This window comes from Nocardioides sp. CCNWLW239 (assembly GCF_037137035.1).
Taxonomy (GTDB): Bacteria; Actinomycetota; Actinomycetes; order Propionibacteriales; family Nocardioidaceae; genus Nocardioides.
On the sequence record NZ_JBBBNW010000002.1, the window covers coordinates 728429 to 745438 of the forward strand.

The 17010-nt window shown below is 68.6% G+C and carries 15 protein-coding genes, 2 tRNA genes, 1 other RNA gene and 1 pseudogene; 6 read left to right on the forward strand and 13 right to left on the reverse strand.

Features of this window, described 5'->3' with window-relative positions:
* The first annotated feature begins 59 nt into the window (after nt 1-59).
* The gene (locus WBG06_RS09450; RefSeq protein WP_336736333.1) at nt 60-2501 is read left to right on the forward strand and encodes a penicillin-binding protein; all 2442 of its coding nucleotides are present in this window, start codon (nt 60-62) and stop codon (nt 2499-2501) included.
* 60 nt (nt 2502-2561) lie between these two features.
* On the opposite strand, the gene WBG06_RS09455 is transcribed toward WBG06_RS09450, so the two are convergent.
* Nucleotides 2562-3020 carry a GatB/YqeY domain-containing protein gene (locus tag WBG06_RS09455; RefSeq protein WP_336736334.1) on the reverse strand — a complete coding sequence of 153 codons (459 nt, stop codon included), beginning with the start codon at nt 3018-3020 and terminating at the stop codon, nt 2562-2564.
* 26 nt (nt 3021-3046) lie between these two features.
* Between WBG06_RS09455 and WBG06_RS09460 the strand changes: the two genes are divergently transcribed.
* From WBG06_RS09460 to WBG06_RS09470, 3 genes are all read left to right on the forward strand, one after another.
* Nucleotides 3047-3967, forward strand: coding sequence for a metallophosphoesterase (locus WBG06_RS09460; protein ID WP_336736335.1), 921 nt, complete (start codon nt 3047-3049; stop codon nt 3965-3967).
* Nucleotides 3968-4039: 72 nt separating this feature from the next.
* Nucleotides 4040-4113 (forward strand) — tRNA-Pro (locus WBG06_RS09465).
* Between the two features lie 81 nt (nt 4114-4194).
* Complete coding sequence (locus WBG06_RS09470; RefSeq protein ID WP_336736336.1) at nt 4195-4887, forward strand: hypothetical protein; 693 nt, start codon at nt 4195-4197, stop codon at nt 4885-4887.
* Nucleotides 4888-4990: 103 nt separating this feature from the next.
* Here WBG06_RS09470 and WBG06_RS09475 read toward each other — a convergent pair whose 3' ends face one another.
* The 8 genes and pseudogenes from WBG06_RS09475 to ffs all read right to left on the reverse strand — a co-directional run bounded on the left by WBG06_RS09475 (nt 4991) and on the right by ffs (nt 11869).
* Entirely contained in the window at nt 4991-6034 is a 1044-nt protein-coding gene (locus tag WBG06_RS09475) for an aspartate-semialdehyde dehydrogenase (RefSeq protein WP_336736337.1), read from the reverse strand.
* The gene (locus WBG06_RS26520; protein WP_442945455.1) at nt 6031-6588 is read right to left on the reverse strand and encodes an ACT domain-containing protein; all 558 of its coding nucleotides are present in this window, start codon (nt 6586-6588) and stop codon (nt 6031-6033) included. The genes WBG06_RS09475 and WBG06_RS26520 overlap by 4 nt, the downstream gene beginning before the upstream one ends.
* A pseudogene (locus WBG06_RS09480) lies at nt 6565-7869 on the reverse strand (aspartate kinase); the annotation flags it as partial. The pseudogene WBG06_RS09480 and the gene WBG06_RS26520, both read right to left, overlap by 24 nt.
* 11 nt (nt 7870-7880) lie before the next feature.
* A complete protein-coding gene (locus tag WBG06_RS09485; RefSeq protein WP_336736339.1) occupies nt 7881-8468 on the reverse strand; it encodes a DUF5063 domain-containing protein in 588 nt (195 codons plus the stop codon).
* A 96-nt stretch (nt 8469-8564) separates the two neighbouring features.
* On the reverse strand, nt 8565-9161 hold the full coding sequence (recR, locus tag WBG06_RS09490; protein WP_008356228.1) for a recombination mediator RecR: 597 nt from the start codon (nt 9159-9161) through the stop codon (nt 8565-8567).
* Between the two features lie 30 nt (nt 9162-9191).
* Nucleotides 9192-9578, reverse strand: coding sequence for a YbaB/EbfC family nucleoid-associated protein (locus WBG06_RS09495; protein WP_336736340.1), 387 nt, complete (start codon nt 9576-9578; stop codon nt 9192-9194).
* A 10-nt stretch (nt 9579-9588) separates the two neighbouring features.
* A complete protein-coding gene (locus WBG06_RS09500) occupies nt 9589-11742 on the reverse strand; it encodes a DNA polymerase III subunit gamma and tau (protein ID WP_442945423.1) in 2154 nt (717 codons plus the stop codon).
* 36 nt (nt 11743-11778) lie between these two features.
* Nucleotides 11779-11869, reverse strand: an RNA gene (gene ffs / locus WBG06_RS09505) — signal recognition particle sRNA small type.
* A 100-nt stretch (nt 11870-11969) separates the two neighbouring features.
* On the opposite strand from ffs, the gene WBG06_RS09510 reads away from it, so the two are divergent.
* Nucleotides 11970-12057: transfer RNA gene (locus WBG06_RS09510), tRNA-Ser, on the forward strand.
* Nucleotides 12058-12135: 78 nt separating this feature from the next.
* On the opposite strand, the gene WBG06_RS09515 is transcribed toward WBG06_RS09510, so the two are convergent.
* Complete coding sequence (locus tag WBG06_RS09515) at nt 12136-12546, reverse strand: RidA family protein (RefSeq protein ID WP_336736342.1); 411 nt, start codon at nt 12544-12546, stop codon at nt 12136-12138.
* Between the two features lie 78 nt (nt 12547-12624).
* Here WBG06_RS09515 and WBG06_RS09520 point away from each other — a divergent pair, with 78 nt between their 5' ends.
* Nucleotides 12625-12990, forward strand: coding sequence for a winged helix-turn-helix transcriptional regulator (locus WBG06_RS09520; RefSeq protein WP_336736343.1), 366 nt, complete (start codon nt 12625-12627; stop codon nt 12988-12990).
* 5 nt (nt 12991-12995) lie between these two features.
* On the opposite strand, the gene WBG06_RS09525 is transcribed toward WBG06_RS09520, so the two are convergent.
* From WBG06_RS09525 to eccD, 3 genes are all read right to left on the reverse strand, one after another.
* Entirely contained in the window at nt 12996-14018 is a 1023-nt protein-coding gene (locus WBG06_RS09525; protein ID WP_336736344.1) for a S8/S53 family peptidase, read from the reverse strand.
* 107 nt (nt 14019-14125) lie between these two features.
* Nucleotides 14126-15538, reverse strand: a complete 1413-nt coding sequence (locus tag WBG06_RS09530) for a type VII secretion protein EccB (RefSeq protein WP_336736345.1) — start codon at nt 15536-15538, stop codon at nt 14126-14128.
* Entirely contained in the window at nt 15538-16908 is a 1371-nt protein-coding gene (eccD, locus tag WBG06_RS09535) for a type VII secretion integral membrane protein EccD (RefSeq protein ID WP_336736346.1), read from the reverse strand. Before eccD ends, WBG06_RS09530 begins: the two co-directional genes overlap by 1 nt.
* Between the last annotated feature and the right edge of the window lie 102 nt (nt 16909-17010).

Consider the following 17010-nt stretch of genomic DNA (forward strand, 5'->3'; position numbering starts at 1 on the left):
CTGTCGGGGCCCTGTTGCGAATCGTGTGCTATTAGCCGTGATCACCTACGATGACCAGCATGTCCTCGCCGTCGCTGCGCCCGCAGACCGTGCTCAAGCACCTCGCCGTCATGTGCGGGGTGGCGGCCGTCCTCGGAGTGGTCGCCGCTGGTCTGGCCATCCCGTTCGCCGGGGTGGCCGGCATCGCCGCCAAAGAGACCGCCGAGCAGATGGACTCGCTCCCGCAGGCCTTCGAGGTCGACGATCTGTCGCAGACGACCAAGATCGTCGACCGCAAGGGCAACCTGATCACGACGCTCTACGACCAGAACCGGGTCTACCGCCCGCTCGACCAGATCTCGTCCAACATGACGAAGGCACTGCTGGCGATCGAGGACTACCGCTTCTACCAGCACGGCGCGATGGACCTCAAGGGCACGCTGCGCGCGCTGATCACCAACCAGGCCAGCGACTCGGTGCAGGGTGGCTCCTCGATCACCCAGCAGCTGGTGAAGACGACGCTGGTCTACTCCGCGAAGACCGAGGCCGAGCGCAAGGCCGCGATCGAGAAGTCGACCGCCCGCAAGATCCGCGAGCTGCGCTACGCGATCGCGCTGGAGGAGAAGCACTCCAAGGACTGGATCCTCGAGCGCTACCTCAACGCCGCCTACTTCGGCGACGGCGCCTACGGCGTCCAGGCGGCCGCCAAGCACTACTTCAACGTCAATGCCTCCGACCTCAACTGGCAGCAGGCCGCGATGCTGGCCGGGATGGTCAAGAACCCGACGGGCTACGACCCGACCAACTACCCCGACGCCACCATCGCCCGCCGCAACGTGGTCATCGACCGGATGGCCGCGCTCAAGGTCGTCTCCCGCCCCGAGGCGGAGAAGCTGAAGGACGCCAGCCTCGGCCTGAACGTCCAGAAGCAGCGCAACGGCTGCCTCGGTTCGTCTGCGGAGTTCTTCTGCGACTACGTGCTCCGCTACCTCGTCAAGGACCCGGCCTTCGGCGAGACCGAAGCCGACCGGCTCGCACTGATCAAGTCCGGCGGACTGACGATCAAGACCACGCTCGACCAGCGTTTCCAGGACGCCGCTCAGGAGTCCGTCGAGGACCACGTCTACGCCACCGACCAAGCCATCGGCGCGCTGGCGATGGTCGAGCCCGGCACCGGCCGGGTGCGAGCGCTGGCCCAGTCACGCCCGATGGGTGACAACAAGAAGAAGGGCCAGTCCTACCTCAACTACCTGGTTCCCAAGGAGAAGGCGGGCGACTCCAACGGTTTCCAGGCAGGATCGACCTTCAAGGCGTTCACGCTGGCCGCGGCCATCGAGCAGGGCTTCCCGCTCAAGCAGCAGATCAGTTCACCGGAGGAGCTGACGCTCAACGAGTCCACCTTCGCCGGCTGCCCGGGCGACGGCAACCGCGTCGGCAGCCACACCTTCCACAACTCCACCACCTCGGGCAGCAAGGACGCCTACACCGGCACTCGGGAGTCGGTGAACACCTTCTACGCCCAGCTCTTCCAGCTCACCGGGATGTGCACGCCTTACAAGCTGGCTCAGAAGATGGGCGTCAAGCTCACCGCTCCCTTCGGCGTCAGCTTCAAGGACGGACACGCGTGCAAGCCGAGCGAGACCGGCTGCGGCGGCGCCGAGCGCGTCCCCACCTTCACCCTCGGCGTCGTCGACGTCAGCCCGCTGGAGATGGCCGAGGCGTACGCGACGTTCGGTGCCCGCGGAACCCACTGCGACTCGGTGCCGGTCAACGAGATCCTCGATGCCAACGGCAAAGTGATCAAGACCTACAAGCCCACCTGCCAGCAAGTCATGGCCAAGGGCACCGCCGACGCCGTCAACGACATCCTCCGCGGCGTGATGGAGGGCGGCGGGTTCGCTGCCGGGCAGGCCCTGTCCGTGCCCAGCGCAGGCAAGACCGGCACGACCCAGAACAACAAGGCTGTGTGGCTGATGGGCTACACCCCGAAGCTGGCCACCGCGGCGATGATCGCCGGCGCCAACTACTCCGGTACGCCCCAAGGCCTCCAAGGCCAATACATCGGCGGCGATTACATCTACACCGCATCCGGATCCGGATTCGCAGGCCCCATGTGGGGCGATGCCATGAAGGTGATCGACAAGTATCTCAAGTCGGTGGACTTCCACGAGCCCGACCCGAAGGTGATCGCTGGCAACACGGTCGACGTCCCCTGGGTCGGCGGCATGACGGTCGAGAAGGCGACGAAGGTGCTGCGGAGCGCGGGCTTCCAGGTCCAGGTCGGCCCCGAGGCCTACTCGGACTACGACCAGGGCCTGGTCGCCTTCACCACCCCGTCCGGCGACGCCGCCGAGGGGTCGCCGATCACGATCTACACCTCGCTCGGCCCGGAGCCGAAGCCCGATCCCAAGCCCGAGAAGAAGAAGCAGCCCGACAAGAAGAAGCCGGACAACGGTCGCGACGAGAAGCCGGCCGCCGTCGAGGACGAGCCCGACTTCGGCTGGGAATGGCCGACAGGCTGATCTGACATCACCGTGGCCCCCACCGATCCGGTGGGGGCCACGGGCGTTCTCGGGTGCTGCTCAGCCGAGCTGCTTGCGTACCTCCGCCGCCACAGCACCACCGTCCGCACGGCCCTTGGTCTGCGGGGTCAGGATGCCCATGACCTTGCCCATCGCACGCATCCCCTCCTCCGCCGCGCCGGTCGTGGCGATGGCCTGGCTGACCAGGTCGGCGATCTCCTCGGCGCTCAGCTGAGCGGGGAGGTATTCGGTGATCACCGCAGCCTCCGCCGTCTCCTTCTCGGCCTGCTCGGTGCGACCGCCCTCGGCGAAGGCCGTGGCCGCCTCGCGGCGCTTCTTGGCCTCGCGGGTGAGGATCGTGGTGATCTCGTCGTCGCTGAGCTCCTTGGCCTCCTTGCCGGCGACCTCGGCCTCGCTGATCGCCGCCATGACCATGCGCAGCGTCCCGGCACGGTCCTTGTCACGAGCCTTCATCGCGGAGGTCAGGTCGGTGCGGAGACGGTCCTTCAAAGAGCTCATGAAACCCATTGTGGCAGGGTGGAGCCATGCGGCTCGCCTCAGTGATCGGCACAGCACTCGGCACCGGGCTTGCCACCGGCGCGGCCCTGACGACGTACGCCCTGTGGGAGGCCCGTCAATACACGCTCCGCCACGTGCGGCTGCCGGTGCTCCCGGAGGGCGCGGAGCCGCTCCGGGTGCTCCACCTCTCCGACATGCACGTGGTGCCCACGCAGCACCGGAAGCTCGACTGGATCGCCTCGCTGGCTGCGCTGAAGCCGGACCTGGTCGTCGACACCGGGGACAACCTCGCCCATCGACAGGCGGTGCCGGCGGTCGTCAACGCGCTCGGCACCTTGCTCGACGCACCCGGCGTCTTCGTGCACGGCTCCAACGACTACTACGAGCCGCGGATGCGCAACCCGATCGGCTACCTGCTGCCGGACCGCGGCAAGCGGCGTACGAATGTTCCTGAGCTTCCCTGGCGCGACCTCTCCGCCTCCTTCAGCAAGTCCGGCTGGCTGGACCTCACCAACACGCGCTCCTCCCTCACCGTCAAGGGCATCGAGATCGCCTTCGCCGGCGTCGACGACCCCCACCTCCGGCTCGATGACCTGCCTGCGGTCGCCGGCCCTGCCGACCCGTCGGCAGACGTACGTCTCGGGGTCGCTCACGCTCCCTATCTCCGGGTCCTGGACCAGTTCACCGCCGACGGCTACGACGCGATCCTGGCCGGCCACACCCACGGCGGTCAGGTCTGCCTGCCCGGCGGGCGCGCCCTGGCGACCAACTGCGACATCGATCCTGAGCGGGCACGCGGTCTGCACACCCACACCCACGGTGGGCGGCAGGCCTGGCTCCACGTATCGGCCGGTCTCGGCACCTCGCCCTACACCCGGATCCGCATCGCCTGCCGTCCCGAGGCCACGCTCCTGACGCTCACTCCGCGCGGGGCGTCCCGGGGATAGGGCCCGATTACGGATGGAGCGGCTGTCTGGGCTATGCTCAATCCTCGTTGGACCGTTGATCGGTGCAGCATTCGGGTTGTAGCGCAGCTTGGTAGCGCACCTCGTTCGGGACGAGGGGGCCGCAGGTTCAAATCCTGTCAACCCGACATCGAGTTCAGGCTCGGAGATCGCAAAGATCTCCGAGCCTGAGTTCATGGTGGGCCCCACCACATGCGAAACTGCCCCTCATGAGCAACGACCCCGCCGACAAGCTCGCCGCGCCGTCGTTCGGTTTCAAGAAGAAGCGTGGGGGCGCGAAGCCGACGACCGCCAAGCCCGAGAAGGCTCCTGCTCAGAAGGTTTCCGCAGAGAAGACCCAGGTGCTGGAGAAGGCGGCTCCGCCCGTCATCGCCCCCGAGCCGGCTGCGAAGACCGCGAAGAAGCCTGCGCCGAAGCAGAAGGCCCCGAAGCCGGCCAAGCCCGTGAAGGAGCCCAAGGCGGCCAAGGCCCCACGAGAGCCCAAGGCCCCCAAGCCGCCCAAGGACCCGAACCGGCGGCGCCTGAACATCGGCACCCCGACGGGCCTGTCGGCGGCGGTCATGATCGGTGCCATCGTCGGCGCGTTCATGGCCTTGGCGATCTGGTTCAGCGGCACCGTCAGCCAATGGACGCGCGGCACCTCGTCCCTCGGCGACAAGGGCGCGATCATCCTGATCGCCGTGTTCGTGCTCGCCGTCGTCGTCGGCGGCTATCTCCTCCGCCTCGCCGGCGCCCGCTCCCCGTTCACGATCAGCTTCCTCGGCTCAGCGCTCGTCGCCGTACTCTCGATGCTCTTCCTCACCGAGCTCTTCACCAACGTCTGGGGCGTGATCATCGCCGTGATCCTCACCGCCGCCGCGTACGCCCTCGCCTACTGGGTCACGACCACCTACATCGACTGACAACCCCCGCAAGCCGAGGCGTCACCCGCGTCGGCCGAGGCGTCACCGCCGTCGGCCGAGCGGGCATCGGGATGCCATCTCGGCCGACGTACGTGACGGCTCGTCAGAGGGCGGCGGCGACCAGCTCGGCCAGCTGGACCGTGTTGAGCGCGGCGCCCTTGCGGAGGTTGTCGTTGGAGACGAACAGGGCCAGGCCGCGGTGGTCGGGTACGCCCTCGTCCTGGCGGATGCGACCGACGTAGGACGGGTCCTTGCCTGCGGCGTGCAGAGGCGTGGGTACGTCGCGGAGCTCGACACCGGGGGCGGTCGACAGGATCTCGGTGGCGCGCTCGGGGGTCAGCGGCGAGGAGAACTCGGCATTGATCGCGAGCGAGTGACCGGTGACGACCGGGACGCGGACACAGATCCCGGAGACCCGCAGGTCGGGCAGCGAGAGGATCTTGCGGGACTCGTTGCGGAGCTTCTGCTCCTCGTCGGTCTCGTTGAGACCGTCGTCGACCAGCGAGCCGGCGTAGGGCAGGACGTTGTAGGCGATGGTCTCGACGTACTTGTCCGGCTCCGGGAACGCGATGGCGGACCCGTCGTAGGCGAGCTCGCGGGCCTTGTCGCCCGCAGCTGCGATCTCGGTGACGAGTTCCTCGACGCCGGCGACGCCGGAGCCCGAGACCGCCTGGTAGGTCGAGACGACGAGGCGCTCGAGGCCGGCCTCGTCGTGGAGCGCCTTGAGGACCGGCATCGCGGCCATCGTGGTGCAGTTGGGGTTGGCGATGATGCCCTGGCGGGCCTCGATGACCCCGGCCATCGCCGACGGGTTGACCTCGGAGACGACCAGCGGGATCGCCGGGTCCTTGCGCCAGGCCGAGGAGTTGTCGATGACGATCACGCCGGCGTCGGCGAACTTCGGCGCCAGCGCCTTCGAGGTGGCCCCACCGGCCGAGAAGATCGCGATGTCCAGGCCCGACGGGTCGGCGGTCGCGGCGTCCTCGACGACGACCGAACGGTCACCGAACTCGATGGCCTTGCCCGCCGAACGGGCCGAGGCGAAGAAACGGACCTCGCCGAGCGGGAAGTTCCGCTCGAGCAGGATCTGGCGTACGGCGACGCCCACCTGCCCGGTGGCTCCCACGATTCCCAGATTGACGCTCATCGGCCGGTCCCTCCATAGACGATGGCCTCTCCGTCGCTGTCGAGGCCGAATGCTCTGTGTGTGGCGCGCACTGCGCGGTCGAGGTCGTCGGCGCTGACGAGCACCGAGACGCGGATCTCCGAGGTCGAGACCATCCGGATCAAGACTCCCTCGGCGGCGAGCGCGGCGAAGAACTTCGCGGTGATCCCCGGATGCGTACGCATCCCGGCACCCACGATCGAGAGCTTGCCGATCTGCTCGTCGGTGACCGGGTCGGCGAAGCCGACCTCGGCCTGGATCTCGCCGAGCGCGGCACGCGCCTGCTTGACGTCCGCGCGGGGCAGCGTGAACGAGATGTCCGTACGTCGCGTCTCCTCGGCCGACACGTTCTGCACGATCATGTCGATGTGGATGCCGTTGTCGGCGAGGGTGTCGAAGATCCGGGCCGCCTCGCCGGGCTCGTCGGTGACGCCCGCGACGGTGATCTTGGCTTCACCGCGGTCGTGGGCCACGCCGACGATCTCGGGGGTGTCGCCATCGGCGTCGGCGCCGTAGGAGACCTTCTCGATCTCCACGTCGCTGAACCGCTCGGCGGCTGCCTGCACCGCCCGGTCGACCTCGTCGTCGCCGACGACGACCGAGACCCGGACCTCCGAGGTGGAGATCATCTGGATGTTGACCCCGGCCTGCGCGATGGCGGAGAAGAAGTCGGCGATCTTCTTCGGCTGCGTACGCAGCCCGGCGCCGATCAGCGAGACCTTGCCCATCCGCGGCTCGGTGCTCACCCGCTCGAAGCCGAGCTCGTCACGCGCCAGCTTCAGGGCCTTCCCGGCCCGCTCGGCGTCGTCACGGGGCAGCGTGAACGTGATGTCGGTGCGCTCGGCGGCCGCCGATGACGAGTCCTGGACCACCATGTCGACATTGATGCCGACCCCGGCGATGATCTCGAAGACCTTCGCGGCGGCGCCCACCTGGTCGGGGGCGTTGACGACGGTGATCTTCGCCTGGCTGCGGTCGTAGGCGATGGCGGCGACGATCGGCGCCTCCATGCCGGCGTCCCCGGCGGGCTGGTGGTCGGCGTGCGGCGAGACCGCGTCGATGCTGCCCTTGACCACGGTGCCGTTGAGGGTGGAGAAGGAGGAGCGTACGTGGATCGGGAGGCTGTGACGGCGGGCGAACTCCACCGACCGCAGGTGCAGCACCTTGGCACCGGACGCAGCCAGCTCGAGCATCTCCTCGAAGGCGACCACGCCGAGCTTGCGGGCGGTCGGGACGATCCGCGGGTCGGCGGTGAAGACGCCGTCGACGTCGGTGTAGATCTCGCAGACGTCGGCGTTCAGCGCCACCGCCAGCGCGACGGCGGTGGTGTCGGTGCCGCCACGGCCGAGCGTGGTGATGTCCTTGGTGTCCTTGGAGACGCCCTGGAAACCGGCCACGATCGCGATCGCGCCGTCGCCGATCGCTGCCTGGATCCGCTCCGGCATGATGCTGAGGATCTTGGCCCGGCCGTGCTGCGCATCGGTGATCAGACCGGCCTGCGAGCCGGTGAACGACCGGGCCTCGTAGGCCAGGCCGCGCTCGTTCGCGACGTCGTTGATCGCCATCGCGAGCAGCGCCATCGACTGCCGCTCACCGGAGGTGAGCAGCATGTCGAACTCACGCGCGTGCGCGGTGGCGTCGGGCGAGACCTTGTTGGCCAGGTCGATCAGCTCATCGGTGGTGTCGCCCATGGCAGACACGGCCACGACGACGTCGTGGCCCTGCTCTTTGGTCGCGACCACTCGCTGAGCCACACGCTTGATGCCTGCAGCGTCCGCGACCGAGCTGCCACCGTACTTCTGAACGACGATACCCACGTCGCAGAAGTCTACGTGGCGGTCGCGGCCGTCTTCTCCAGCATCTCATCAGCGGCAGCCAGGTCCTCGTCCTCGCCGGTGAACGGCTCGGAGTCGAGGCGGTCGTGGGCGACCACCGTGAGCAGCGCGTTGAGCACCGCACCGGCCAGGTTCCCCCAGTTGTTGACGTAGCTGAACTGCCACCACCACAGCGCCTCGTCGACGTCGCCGAGACGGTAGTGGCGAAGGCCATACTCCAGATCGGTCACCAGGCTGGCGATGTCGTCGGAGATCTGGCTGTCGACCACGTCGGGGCTGTAAGGGTCGAAGACGAAGCTGTAGGTGTCGATGTCGCCGAAGATCTGGGCCAGCCCCATCCGGAGCTCGTCGACGTCGGCTTCCATGCCCACGTCGGGCTGGAACTCCTCGCGGGGTTCGAAGTCCTGCTGGGCGCCCATCCGCGCACCCGCCAGCAGGATCTGGCTCACTTCCAGCAGCAGCATCGGGACGGCGCTACCACCGTCGCCGTCGGCAGCGATCGCACGCACCGAGAGCAGGAAGCTCTCCACCGAGTCAGCGATGCTGGTGGCGAAATCCTTGCCGGTCAAGTCGTTGGTCATGACGCCCCCTTCCCGAGGTCCCTTGAATCGTCAGGCTACCGCCGAACTCGCGGCCTGACGAGGGTAAAGAGTCGGCTCTTATCAGCGCTTCAGGGTCTACTCGGCTGCTCGGCGACCGGCGAACGCGCGGCCGAGAGTGACCTCGTCGGCGTACTCCAGGTCGCCACCAACCGGAAGACCGCTGGCCAGGCGGGTGACCTTCAGGCCGAGCGGACTCAGCTGACGGGTCAGGTAGGTCGCCGTCGCCTCGCCTTCGAGGTTGGGGTCCGTGGCGAGGATCACCTCGGTGATCCCGGGGTCGTTGAGCCGCTGGACGAGCTCGCGGATGCGGAGCTGGTCGGGGCCGATCCCGTCGATCGGGCTGATCGCGCCGCCGAGCACGTGGTAGCGCCCGCGGAACTCACGGGTGCGTTCGATGGCGACGACGTCCTTGTATTCCTCGACCACGCACAGCACCGACTGCTCGCGACGCGGGTCGCGACAGATCCGGCAGGTCTCCTCCTCGGAGACGTTGAAGCAGACCGAGCAGAACTTCACCTTCGCCTTGACCTCGTTGAGGATCGAGGCGAGCCGATGTACGTCGGCAGGATCCGCCTGCAGCAGATGGAACGCGATCCGCTGGGCACTCTTCGGGCCTACGCCCGGCAGCCTTCCCAGCTCGTCGATGAGGTCTTGGACCACACCCTCGTACAACTCTGTGCCTGTCTTCTCGCTGTGTCGGTCTCAGAAGCCGAGCTTGAACGGCGGCTCGCCACCGCCGGGGGCGCCACCGAGGCCGCCCGCGAGCGGACCCATCGCCTCGCCGGCGAGAGCGTCGGCCTTGCCCTTCGCGTCGCGGTAGGCGGCGACGATCACGGCGCCGAGGTCCTCGAGGTCGTCGGGGCTGCTGCCGTCGAACTCGCCCTGCTTGATCTCCACGCCGACCAGCTCGCCGGTGCCGGTGAGCTTGACGGTCACCGCACCGCCGGCGACGGTGCCGTCGACGATCGTCTCGGCGAGCTTCTCCTGGGCGTCGACGATCTGGCTCTGCAGGGCCTGGGCCTGCTGCATGATCGCGTTGAGGTCGAAGCCGCCTTCGCCACCGCCGAGGCCTTCGAGTGGGTTCGTCATCTGTGCCGTCCTAGTTGTGAGGAATCTCTTCGATCATCGTTGCACCCAGTTCCTGAGCGAGCAGCGCCTCAGCACCCATGGCGGCCGGTCCGTCGTAGGCCTGGTCGTCGGGGTTCACCGCGGCGTCGGCCTCCGCCAGCCGGGCTGCGGTGTCGTCGACCGGGGGCTCGTAGTCGGCCGCACGCGTGGGCCGGATCGCCTCGCGCGCCAGCGCGATCGCGCCCGGGTCGGCCGGTTGCGCCGCGGATGACTCCGGCGGAGCGGGCGGCTGGTCCGGGGCCGGCGGCTCGGCGGCCCAGTCGGGAGGCGGCGCCTGCTCGTTCCAGGAGGCCTCCGGCGACTGCTGCGGCTGCGCGGGTTCCCGGGGCTGGCTCGGCTGCGGCTGCGGTGGCGCCTGCCGCTGCGGAGAGCCGTGGCCGCCACCGGCGACGATCGCCTCGATCTTCGGCTGGATGCCGACCACGTTGACCAGGGCTTGCCCGAGGATCGGTTCGTGCCCACCGGTCGCGAACCGGTCGCGGAGCCCCGGCGAGGCGAAGCCGAGGGTGAGCACGCCGTCGCGGAAGTCGACCACCTGGGCGTTCTGACCCACCAGCGACCAGGTCGCCCGACGCAGGCCCTTGGTCTGGGCGATCACGTCGTCCCACAGGCGGCGGATGTCCACATTGCCCATCCCGCCGGGCTGCTGCGGCTGGGGCTGGGCCGGCTGAGGCTGGGCCGGTGGCTGAGGCTGGCTCGGCTCCGGAGCGGGCGGCGCCTGCTGCGGCGACGTCTCCGCGGCCGGAGCGGACTCGCGGAGGGGCTGAGGCTCGGGCTCGGGCGCCGGGGCGTACGTCGGGGCGGGCTCGGGCTCCGACGGCGCCGGGGCGACGGTCTCGTGGCCGGGCGAGCCGACCGACGGTTTGAGCACCGGGCGATCCTGGGCGGGGGCGGCCGGCGCCGGAGCAGCGGCGACCGTCGGCGTACCGCTGATCTCGATCCGCCTCTCCAACCGGTCCAAGCGGGCCGCGAGACCCTCGGCACCGTCGGCCGCAGGCAGCAGCACGCGGGCACAGATCAGCTCGAGCAGGAGTCGGGGCGCGGTGGCGCCGCGCATCTCGGTCAAGCCGGTTGCGACCGCGTCCGCGGCCCGGGAGAGGTCGTGGGGACCGAATCGTCCGGCCTGGGCGACCAGGCGTTCGCCGCCGTCCTCGGAGACGTCGATGAGGCCCGTCGCGGGCGCGTCCGGGACCGCCTTGACGATGACCAGGTCACGCAGCCTGCGCAACAGGTCTTCCGTGAACCGCCGCGGGTCCTGGCCGGTCTCGATGATCTTGTCGATCACCCCGAACACCGCGGCGCCGTCATGGGCCGCAAAGGCGTCGACGACCTCGTCGAGCAGCGCGTCGGGGGTGTAGCCGAGCAGTCCGGCGGCCAACTCGTAGGTCACGCCCTCAGGCCCGGCGCCACCGAGCAGCTGGTCCATGACCGACAGGCTGTCGCGCATCGACCCGGCGCCCGCGCGCGCGACCAGCGGCAGCGCGGCCGGCTCGACGTTGATCCCCTCCTTCTCGCACAGCGTCGCGATGTAGTCGGAGACCAGCTTGGGCGGGAAGAGCCGGAACGGATAGTGGTGGGTGCGCGACCGGATCGTCGGGATGACCTTCTCCGGCTCTGTCGTCGCGAAGATGAAGCGCAGGTGCTCGGGCGGCTCCTCGACGAGCTTGAGCAGCGCGTTGAAGCCCTGCGTCGAGACCATGTGGGCCTCGTCGATGATGTAGACCTTGTAGCGGCTCTTCACCGGCGCGAAGAACGCCTTCTCCCGCAGGTCTCGGGCGTCGTCGACACCACCGTGGGAGGCCGCGTCGATCTCGATCACGTCGATGCTGCCCGGCCCGCCGCGAGCCAGGTCCCGGCACGACTCGCACTCCCCGCAGGGGTCCGCGATCGGTGCCCGCTCGCAGTTCAGCGCACGGGCCAGGATCCGTGCCGACGTCGTCTTGCCGCAGCCGCGAGGCCCGGAGAAGAGGTACGCATGGTTGACCCGGTTGCCCGCCAGCGCATTGCGCAGCGGGCCGGTGACGTGATCTTGGCCGATGACCTCGGCAAACGTCTCCGGCCGGTAGCGGCGGTAGAGAGCTAGCGGTGCGTCCACTCGGTAGACCCTATCCGCCAGCACCGACACTTTGCGACCGCGCGGGGCGAGCTGTGAGGAAATAGAAAAGGCCCCCCACGTACCCGACAGAGCTCGCTTATCCTTGCTGCCTTCCGGCCCTGGGGAGGTTCGACAAGATGCCGCCACATGGGGGGTTGCCGGAGAGTCTAGACGAGTCCCCTCGCCGATCCCAATGCACGCCCGGCGGCCCTCCGCCGATTTCCCCCGAACGTACGCAGCCGCGTAGGATCCGTCACGGATCTGTCGCCTAGTGGCCTATGGCGCACGGCTGGAATCCGTGTTGGGTTAACGCCCTCGGGGGTTCGAATCCCCCCAGATCCGCCAGCAGGAAACCTAGGTTGACCTGCAAGAACGCCGATCCAGAGCGCAGCTCCGGATCGGCGTTCTGCATTGCGGGACGGGTCAGTCCACGATGGCGTACGCCTCGACCTCGACGAGGACGTCCGGCTCGAACAGATAGTCCACGCCGATGGCCGAGAGCGGCGGCAGAGGCTGCGGGATACCGAGCTCGTCGACGACGCTCTCCAGCCCCGCGACGAAGGCGTCGTACTTGTCCGGAGTCCAACCGGTGACGAAGAACCGCAGGCGTACGACGTCGGCGAAGGTCGCTCCGGCGCCGGCCAGACCGCGGGCGGTGTTTCGGAGGGCGTGAGCGAGCTGACCGGCGAGGTCGCCCGGGGCCACACCACGCCCGAGCTCGTCCCGGGCGATCTGGCCGGCGACATGGATGTGGCGGGAGCCGGTCGCCACGGAGACGTGGTGATAGGGCACGGGCTGGAACATGCCGTCAGGGGTGAGCAGTTCAACGGGCACGATGAGATTCCTTTCGAAGCAAACTGGTTTCTCATGTGTACTTGGTATCCAGAGGAAACTTCAACGAGACTAGGTGTCATGCCGGATACCACCTCAGGCCCCCTGCGCCTCACCCCGGACCATCGCGAGCTCCTCGACCAGCTCCTCGACAAGTGGTCGCTCCAGGTGCTCGACACCTTGTGCGAGCGGCCACGCCGCTTCAACGAGCTGCGCCAGGCGATCCCCGCGGTGACCCAGAAGTCACTCACCACGGCGTTGCGGCGTCTGGAGCGCAACGGCATGGTGGAGCGCGTGGTGCTGAGCACGCGCCCGATCGCGGTGGAATACCGCATCAGCCCGCTGGGCAGCACGTTGCAGGATCTCATCGACCGGCTCTACCACTGGTCGACCACGACGCTCCCGGCGGTCGAAGCAGCGCGCGAGGCCTTCGACAGCGAGTCGTGACGGGGCTACATCGAGCCTTTGCGCCGCGAGAACATCGGTCGCAGAACCAGCCCGAGACCGAGCGCGCCCCCACCGACGATGCCCCACCAGATCGCGTTCTCCCGGACGGAGGCGAGTGGGTCGACCTTCTCGCGAGCCATCGGGGCCTGCTCGACCTCCGGCGCCGCGGCGGCCTCCTCGACGGGCGGGCGGGTGAGCGCGGCGTAGGCGTTCACCACGCCGGCACCCCAGTAGCGGCCGCCTTGGCCCTCCCGGCCCGACGTGGTGTTGTAGAGACGGTCGATGACCTGCTCGGCGCTCCAGCCCGGGTTCGTCGACCAGATCAGTGCGAGCACTCCCGCGACCTCGGCGGCTGCAAAGGACGTCGTGATCGAGTCGACCCAGCACGGTTTCCCGAAGAGCGTCATCGACGGGGCGCCGTACGTCGGCGCGGTGACATCCGTCTTGGAGTTCGGCAGCACCTTGAAGTCCGGGTCGGACTGCCAGGTGCCGGAGGCGCTTACCGTCACGATCGAGTCGTTGGCATGGGGGAACGCCTTGGACGCGATGTCCAGAGGGTCCGAGTCGGTGACGACCTCGGACCAGTCCGAGGCCATCACCACGATGGCCCCCCTCTTGATGAGCGTGTCGACGGCGGCATCAAGGCCGGGCGCCTGCTGCGTCGCGGGAAGACCGATGTCGACGATCATCCCCTTGACGTTGCCCTTGGCCAGTGAGCTGAGCTCGGCCACCATCTTCTTGGCCTCGATAGTCGACTTCTCCTGGCCGACCTTGAGGACCGGGTGGTCACTGAGCCTCGCCTTGGGCGCAATCTGGGAGATCAGGCCGGCCGCCACGGTTCCGTGGTAGTCCTGCGCACCCCTGCCGAAGCCGGAGTCGACCACCGCGACGCGGATCCCCTGGCCCTCCTTGCTCACCTGCCGCGCCTCGTCGATCCGCATGATCGCGAACGGGGCGACCTGCTCCGGCACCGGCGCCGCTCCGGTCTCGGTCTTCGGTGGCGCGCCACCACCGGTGTTACGGGCCAAGGCCGAGCAGTCTGCGCGTTCCTCCGCTGCGTGCGCTGGCGTCGGACCGCCAAGCAGAGTCAGACCACCTGCGATCACGGCGAGTGCGACGCCTCGACGTACGTGTGTCACTGCTCGACGCACTGGTCTGCCTTGACGTCATCGCTGTTGGGTGGGCACAGTGCAAGTTCGGTGGAGAGCGCCGCACCGCCAGGGAGCAACCGCAGCCACGTGCCGGGGACGATCGGACCGGAGTCGAAGTTCAGACCGAGCCGTTGGACAGTCAGCGGACCATCCAGCGTGTTGGCGGTGCCGCGCGCATCGACTAGATATGGCGTCCCACTCTTCTTGTCGAGATTCTCGTCGTTGGCGGCGTAGACGAATGCGCCCTTACCTGGGTCGACCCGGACCGAGGTGATGTCGCCGGCCGCAGGGGGCTCCGACGAGGGCCACGCGTTCTCACCAGGCTCGATGCCAAGCCGGACCGTCGTACCGTCACCGGTTTCGAGCTTCGCGCAGGCACTCGTTACTCCCGGCGCCAGTGTCTTGTTGGGCCAGAAGGTCTCCAACTTCTCGCCGTCGATCTGCGGCCCACTGGTCAGTGACACCGTATTGACCGACTTGCCAGCAGCCTGAAGTGCCGTGTCGTAAACATCGGCTGCGAACTCGGAGATGGGAGTCCAGCCGCTCTCCGTCAAGAGATAGCTCCGGGTGTCGAAGATTCCTTTGGTGCCGATCGGGTGGTCTTCTCCCTGGACGGCTTGGCCGAACTTGGAGTATGCACTCCCGAACGCCTCCGCCTCCAACGGCGCGCCAGTGGGGAAAAGGTTGACCCACGCCTGTGGTACCTCGAGCGTCGGCGGGGTGGCGTTGAAGATGCGATCCGCGTAGGTCTCTCGGTCTCCCTCGATCTTGTAGCTGTACGCCTGGGCGAAACCTTCCGGCGTCACGTACTCCGCGATGAGGAAGGTGCCGTCCTCGGTCTGCACCATGAAGCCGGTGTCCGCGGCCGGCTCCACGTCGGGGTCGGCGGAGATGTTCAGGTGCGTGCCGGCGCCGTTGGCGGTGCACGCGGTCCAGCCGGTGTTGATGAAGTCGGACGTCAGCGGCAGCTCCTCAGGAACGTCTGGCCCGCCGAGGCCGATCGTCCCCTTGGGAAACTCCTTGTCGATCTCTTCCTGGTCGATGACCTTGGAGTTCTTCTCCAGGTCGAGCCCCAGGATGAGCTGCGCGCTGGCCAGGTTGACGACCGGGTGCAGCTCCTTGTTCCCATCAGGGCCGGTGACGACGTAGCGCGCGCCGCCCTTGGTGACGATCAGCCCGTCCGTGTCGGCCCAACCGGTGGCAGGTCGGGGTGAGAGGAAGTGGGCGACAGCGCCGCCTGCGATGAGCAGCACGGCCAGCACGACGCCGCCGAAGACCGAGCGGCCCGGCCGGGCCGGCTCGACCTCGCGCCCACCCGGGGCGCCGGAGAGGAAGGCTGAGACCAGTCGGCGGCGGCTGAAGGCGTGCGCCTCTACGAGGTCCTTCTTGCTGGCCATCAGAAACCAGCCACCGCGGCGCCGAACAGGCCCGAGGCGAGCACCATCAGCGGGAGCATCGCGAGCAGGCAGGTCGTCTCGGCGACGTCAGCGAGCCGGCCACGCCGGATCGATCCGACGTCGGGGACCAGCGTCAGCACCAGGAGGACACCGCCGGCCGCGGCGAGCACGACGGCGGTCGTCGGCCGCCACGACTCGTGGAAGATCAGCAGCGCCGCACCGATCGCGAGCAGGCCGGCGACCCCGGAGGCAAGGCCGACGAGCACCTCGGAGCCTGTCCGGTATTGCCGCGTACGCAGCATCAGCACCACACACGCGGCCAGCGCCACCAGCGTGCCGGAGAGCCCGAGCTTCACCACGAACGGCGAGGTCAGCACGACCAGGACGCCGACGGAGAGAGAGATCGCCACCAGGATCTGGTGGGCGACCTTGGCATCGACGCGGACCTGATCCGCCCGGATCTCGTCGGGGTCGAGGTTGATGTCCTCGTCGGAGTAGAGCTGCGGGACGTCGGTCTTGGTCGTGCTCAGCGCGAGCCACGGGAAGAAGCTGCCGGCCAGCACCACGACGACCAGCACGATCCCGAGCACCACCCCGGCCGTCCAACCGGTCGCGCTCAGCACCAGGCCGGCGATCAGGAAGACGCCGCCGACGAGCGCGCCCGGCATCGCCAGGATGCGGGCCTCACCCAGGCCGAGGAAGCCGATCGCAGCGGCGAGCATCGCGCCCGCGCCGGCAAGCGCCAGCGGCAACCCGACACCGTCGCTGGACCCGAAGACGGCCGACCCGATCAGGAAGCCGGCGACCGCGCCGTAGACCTCCCCGATCCAGACCGCGGCGATCGCGGCGTCGTTCTCGGCCTCCAGGCGGGAGAGCACGATCGCGCCGCCGGCGAGGACGATGCCGATCACCGCGGCGGCGACGCCGGCGAGCATCGAGGGTGCCTGCGTCCACAGCGCACCGGCGCCGAGGAGGAGCAGCAGCGCGGCGGCCAGCAGCGACGTACGTCGTCCCGCTTCCGGCTTCCACGGGGCCATCTCGCTCTCGACGACGTCGGTCATCGCCTCGACCACGTCGTCGTAGACCCGCGGCGGCTTGTCGTCGATCCCGGCGCTCACGGTGAGCACGCCGCCGTCCTCGACACCCTGAGGGATCAGGCCGAGATCACCGGTGAGCTTGCGCCCGTCTGCGAGCACGACGCGATAGCCGGCGTACGCCGTCTGCGGGTCGAGCAACCCGACGCTTCGCGCGAGCTCGGGGACGAGCTCCGCCACCGGCACCGAGCCCGGCAGCACCAGATCCATCCGACGGGTGCCGGAAGCGACCGTGACCCGGACCAACCCCGTGGGCGCCACCTGCGCCTGCGTCATTTCACGAACTCCTCGCGTCGTGCCTGTACCCGAGACGAACCGACCGAATGTCCCGAGAGTTAGCCCTGCTTCGCCCGCTGAGTCAGACAACGAGCATCAAGC

Coding starts and splice junctions, on each gene's coding strand:
- WBG06_RS09455 (WP_336736334.1), bottom strand. CDS start 3,020: ATGAGCTCTTTGAAGGACCGTCTCCGCACCGACCTGACCTCCGCGATG.
- WBG06_RS09475 (WP_336736337.1), bottom strand. CDS start 6,034: ATGAGCGTCAATCTGGGAATCGTGGGAGCCACCGGGCAGGTGGGCGTC.
- WBG06_RS09485 (WP_336736339.1), bottom strand. CDS start 8,468: ATGACCAACGACTTGACCGGCAAGGATTTCGCCACCAGCATCGCTGAC.
- WBG06_RS09460 (WP_336736335.1), top strand. CDS start 3,047: ATGCGGCTCGCCTCAGTGATCGGCACAGCACTCGGCACCGGGCTTGCC.
- eccD (WP_336736346.1), bottom strand. CDS start 16,908: ATGACGCAGGCGCAGGTGGCGCCCACGGGGTTGGTCCGGGTCACGGTC.
- WBG06_RS09495 (WP_336736340.1), bottom strand. CDS start 9,578: ATGACGAACCCACTCGAAGGCCTCGGCGGTGGCGAAGGCGGCTTCGAC.
- WBG06_RS09530 (WP_336736345.1), bottom strand. CDS start 15,538: ATGGCCAGCAAGAAGGACCTCGTAGAGGCGCACGCCTTCAGCCGCCGC.
- WBG06_RS09520 (WP_336736343.1), top strand. CDS start 12,625: ATGCCGGATACCACCTCAGGCCCCCTGCGCCTCACCCCGGACCATCGC.
- WBG06_RS09450 (WP_336736333.1), top strand. CDS start 60: ATGTCCTCGCCGTCGCTGCGCCCGCAGACCGTGCTCAAGCACCTCGCC.
- WBG06_RS09470 (WP_336736336.1), top strand. CDS start 4,195: ATGAGCAACGACCCCGCCGACAAGCTCGCCGCGCCGTCGTTCGGTTTC.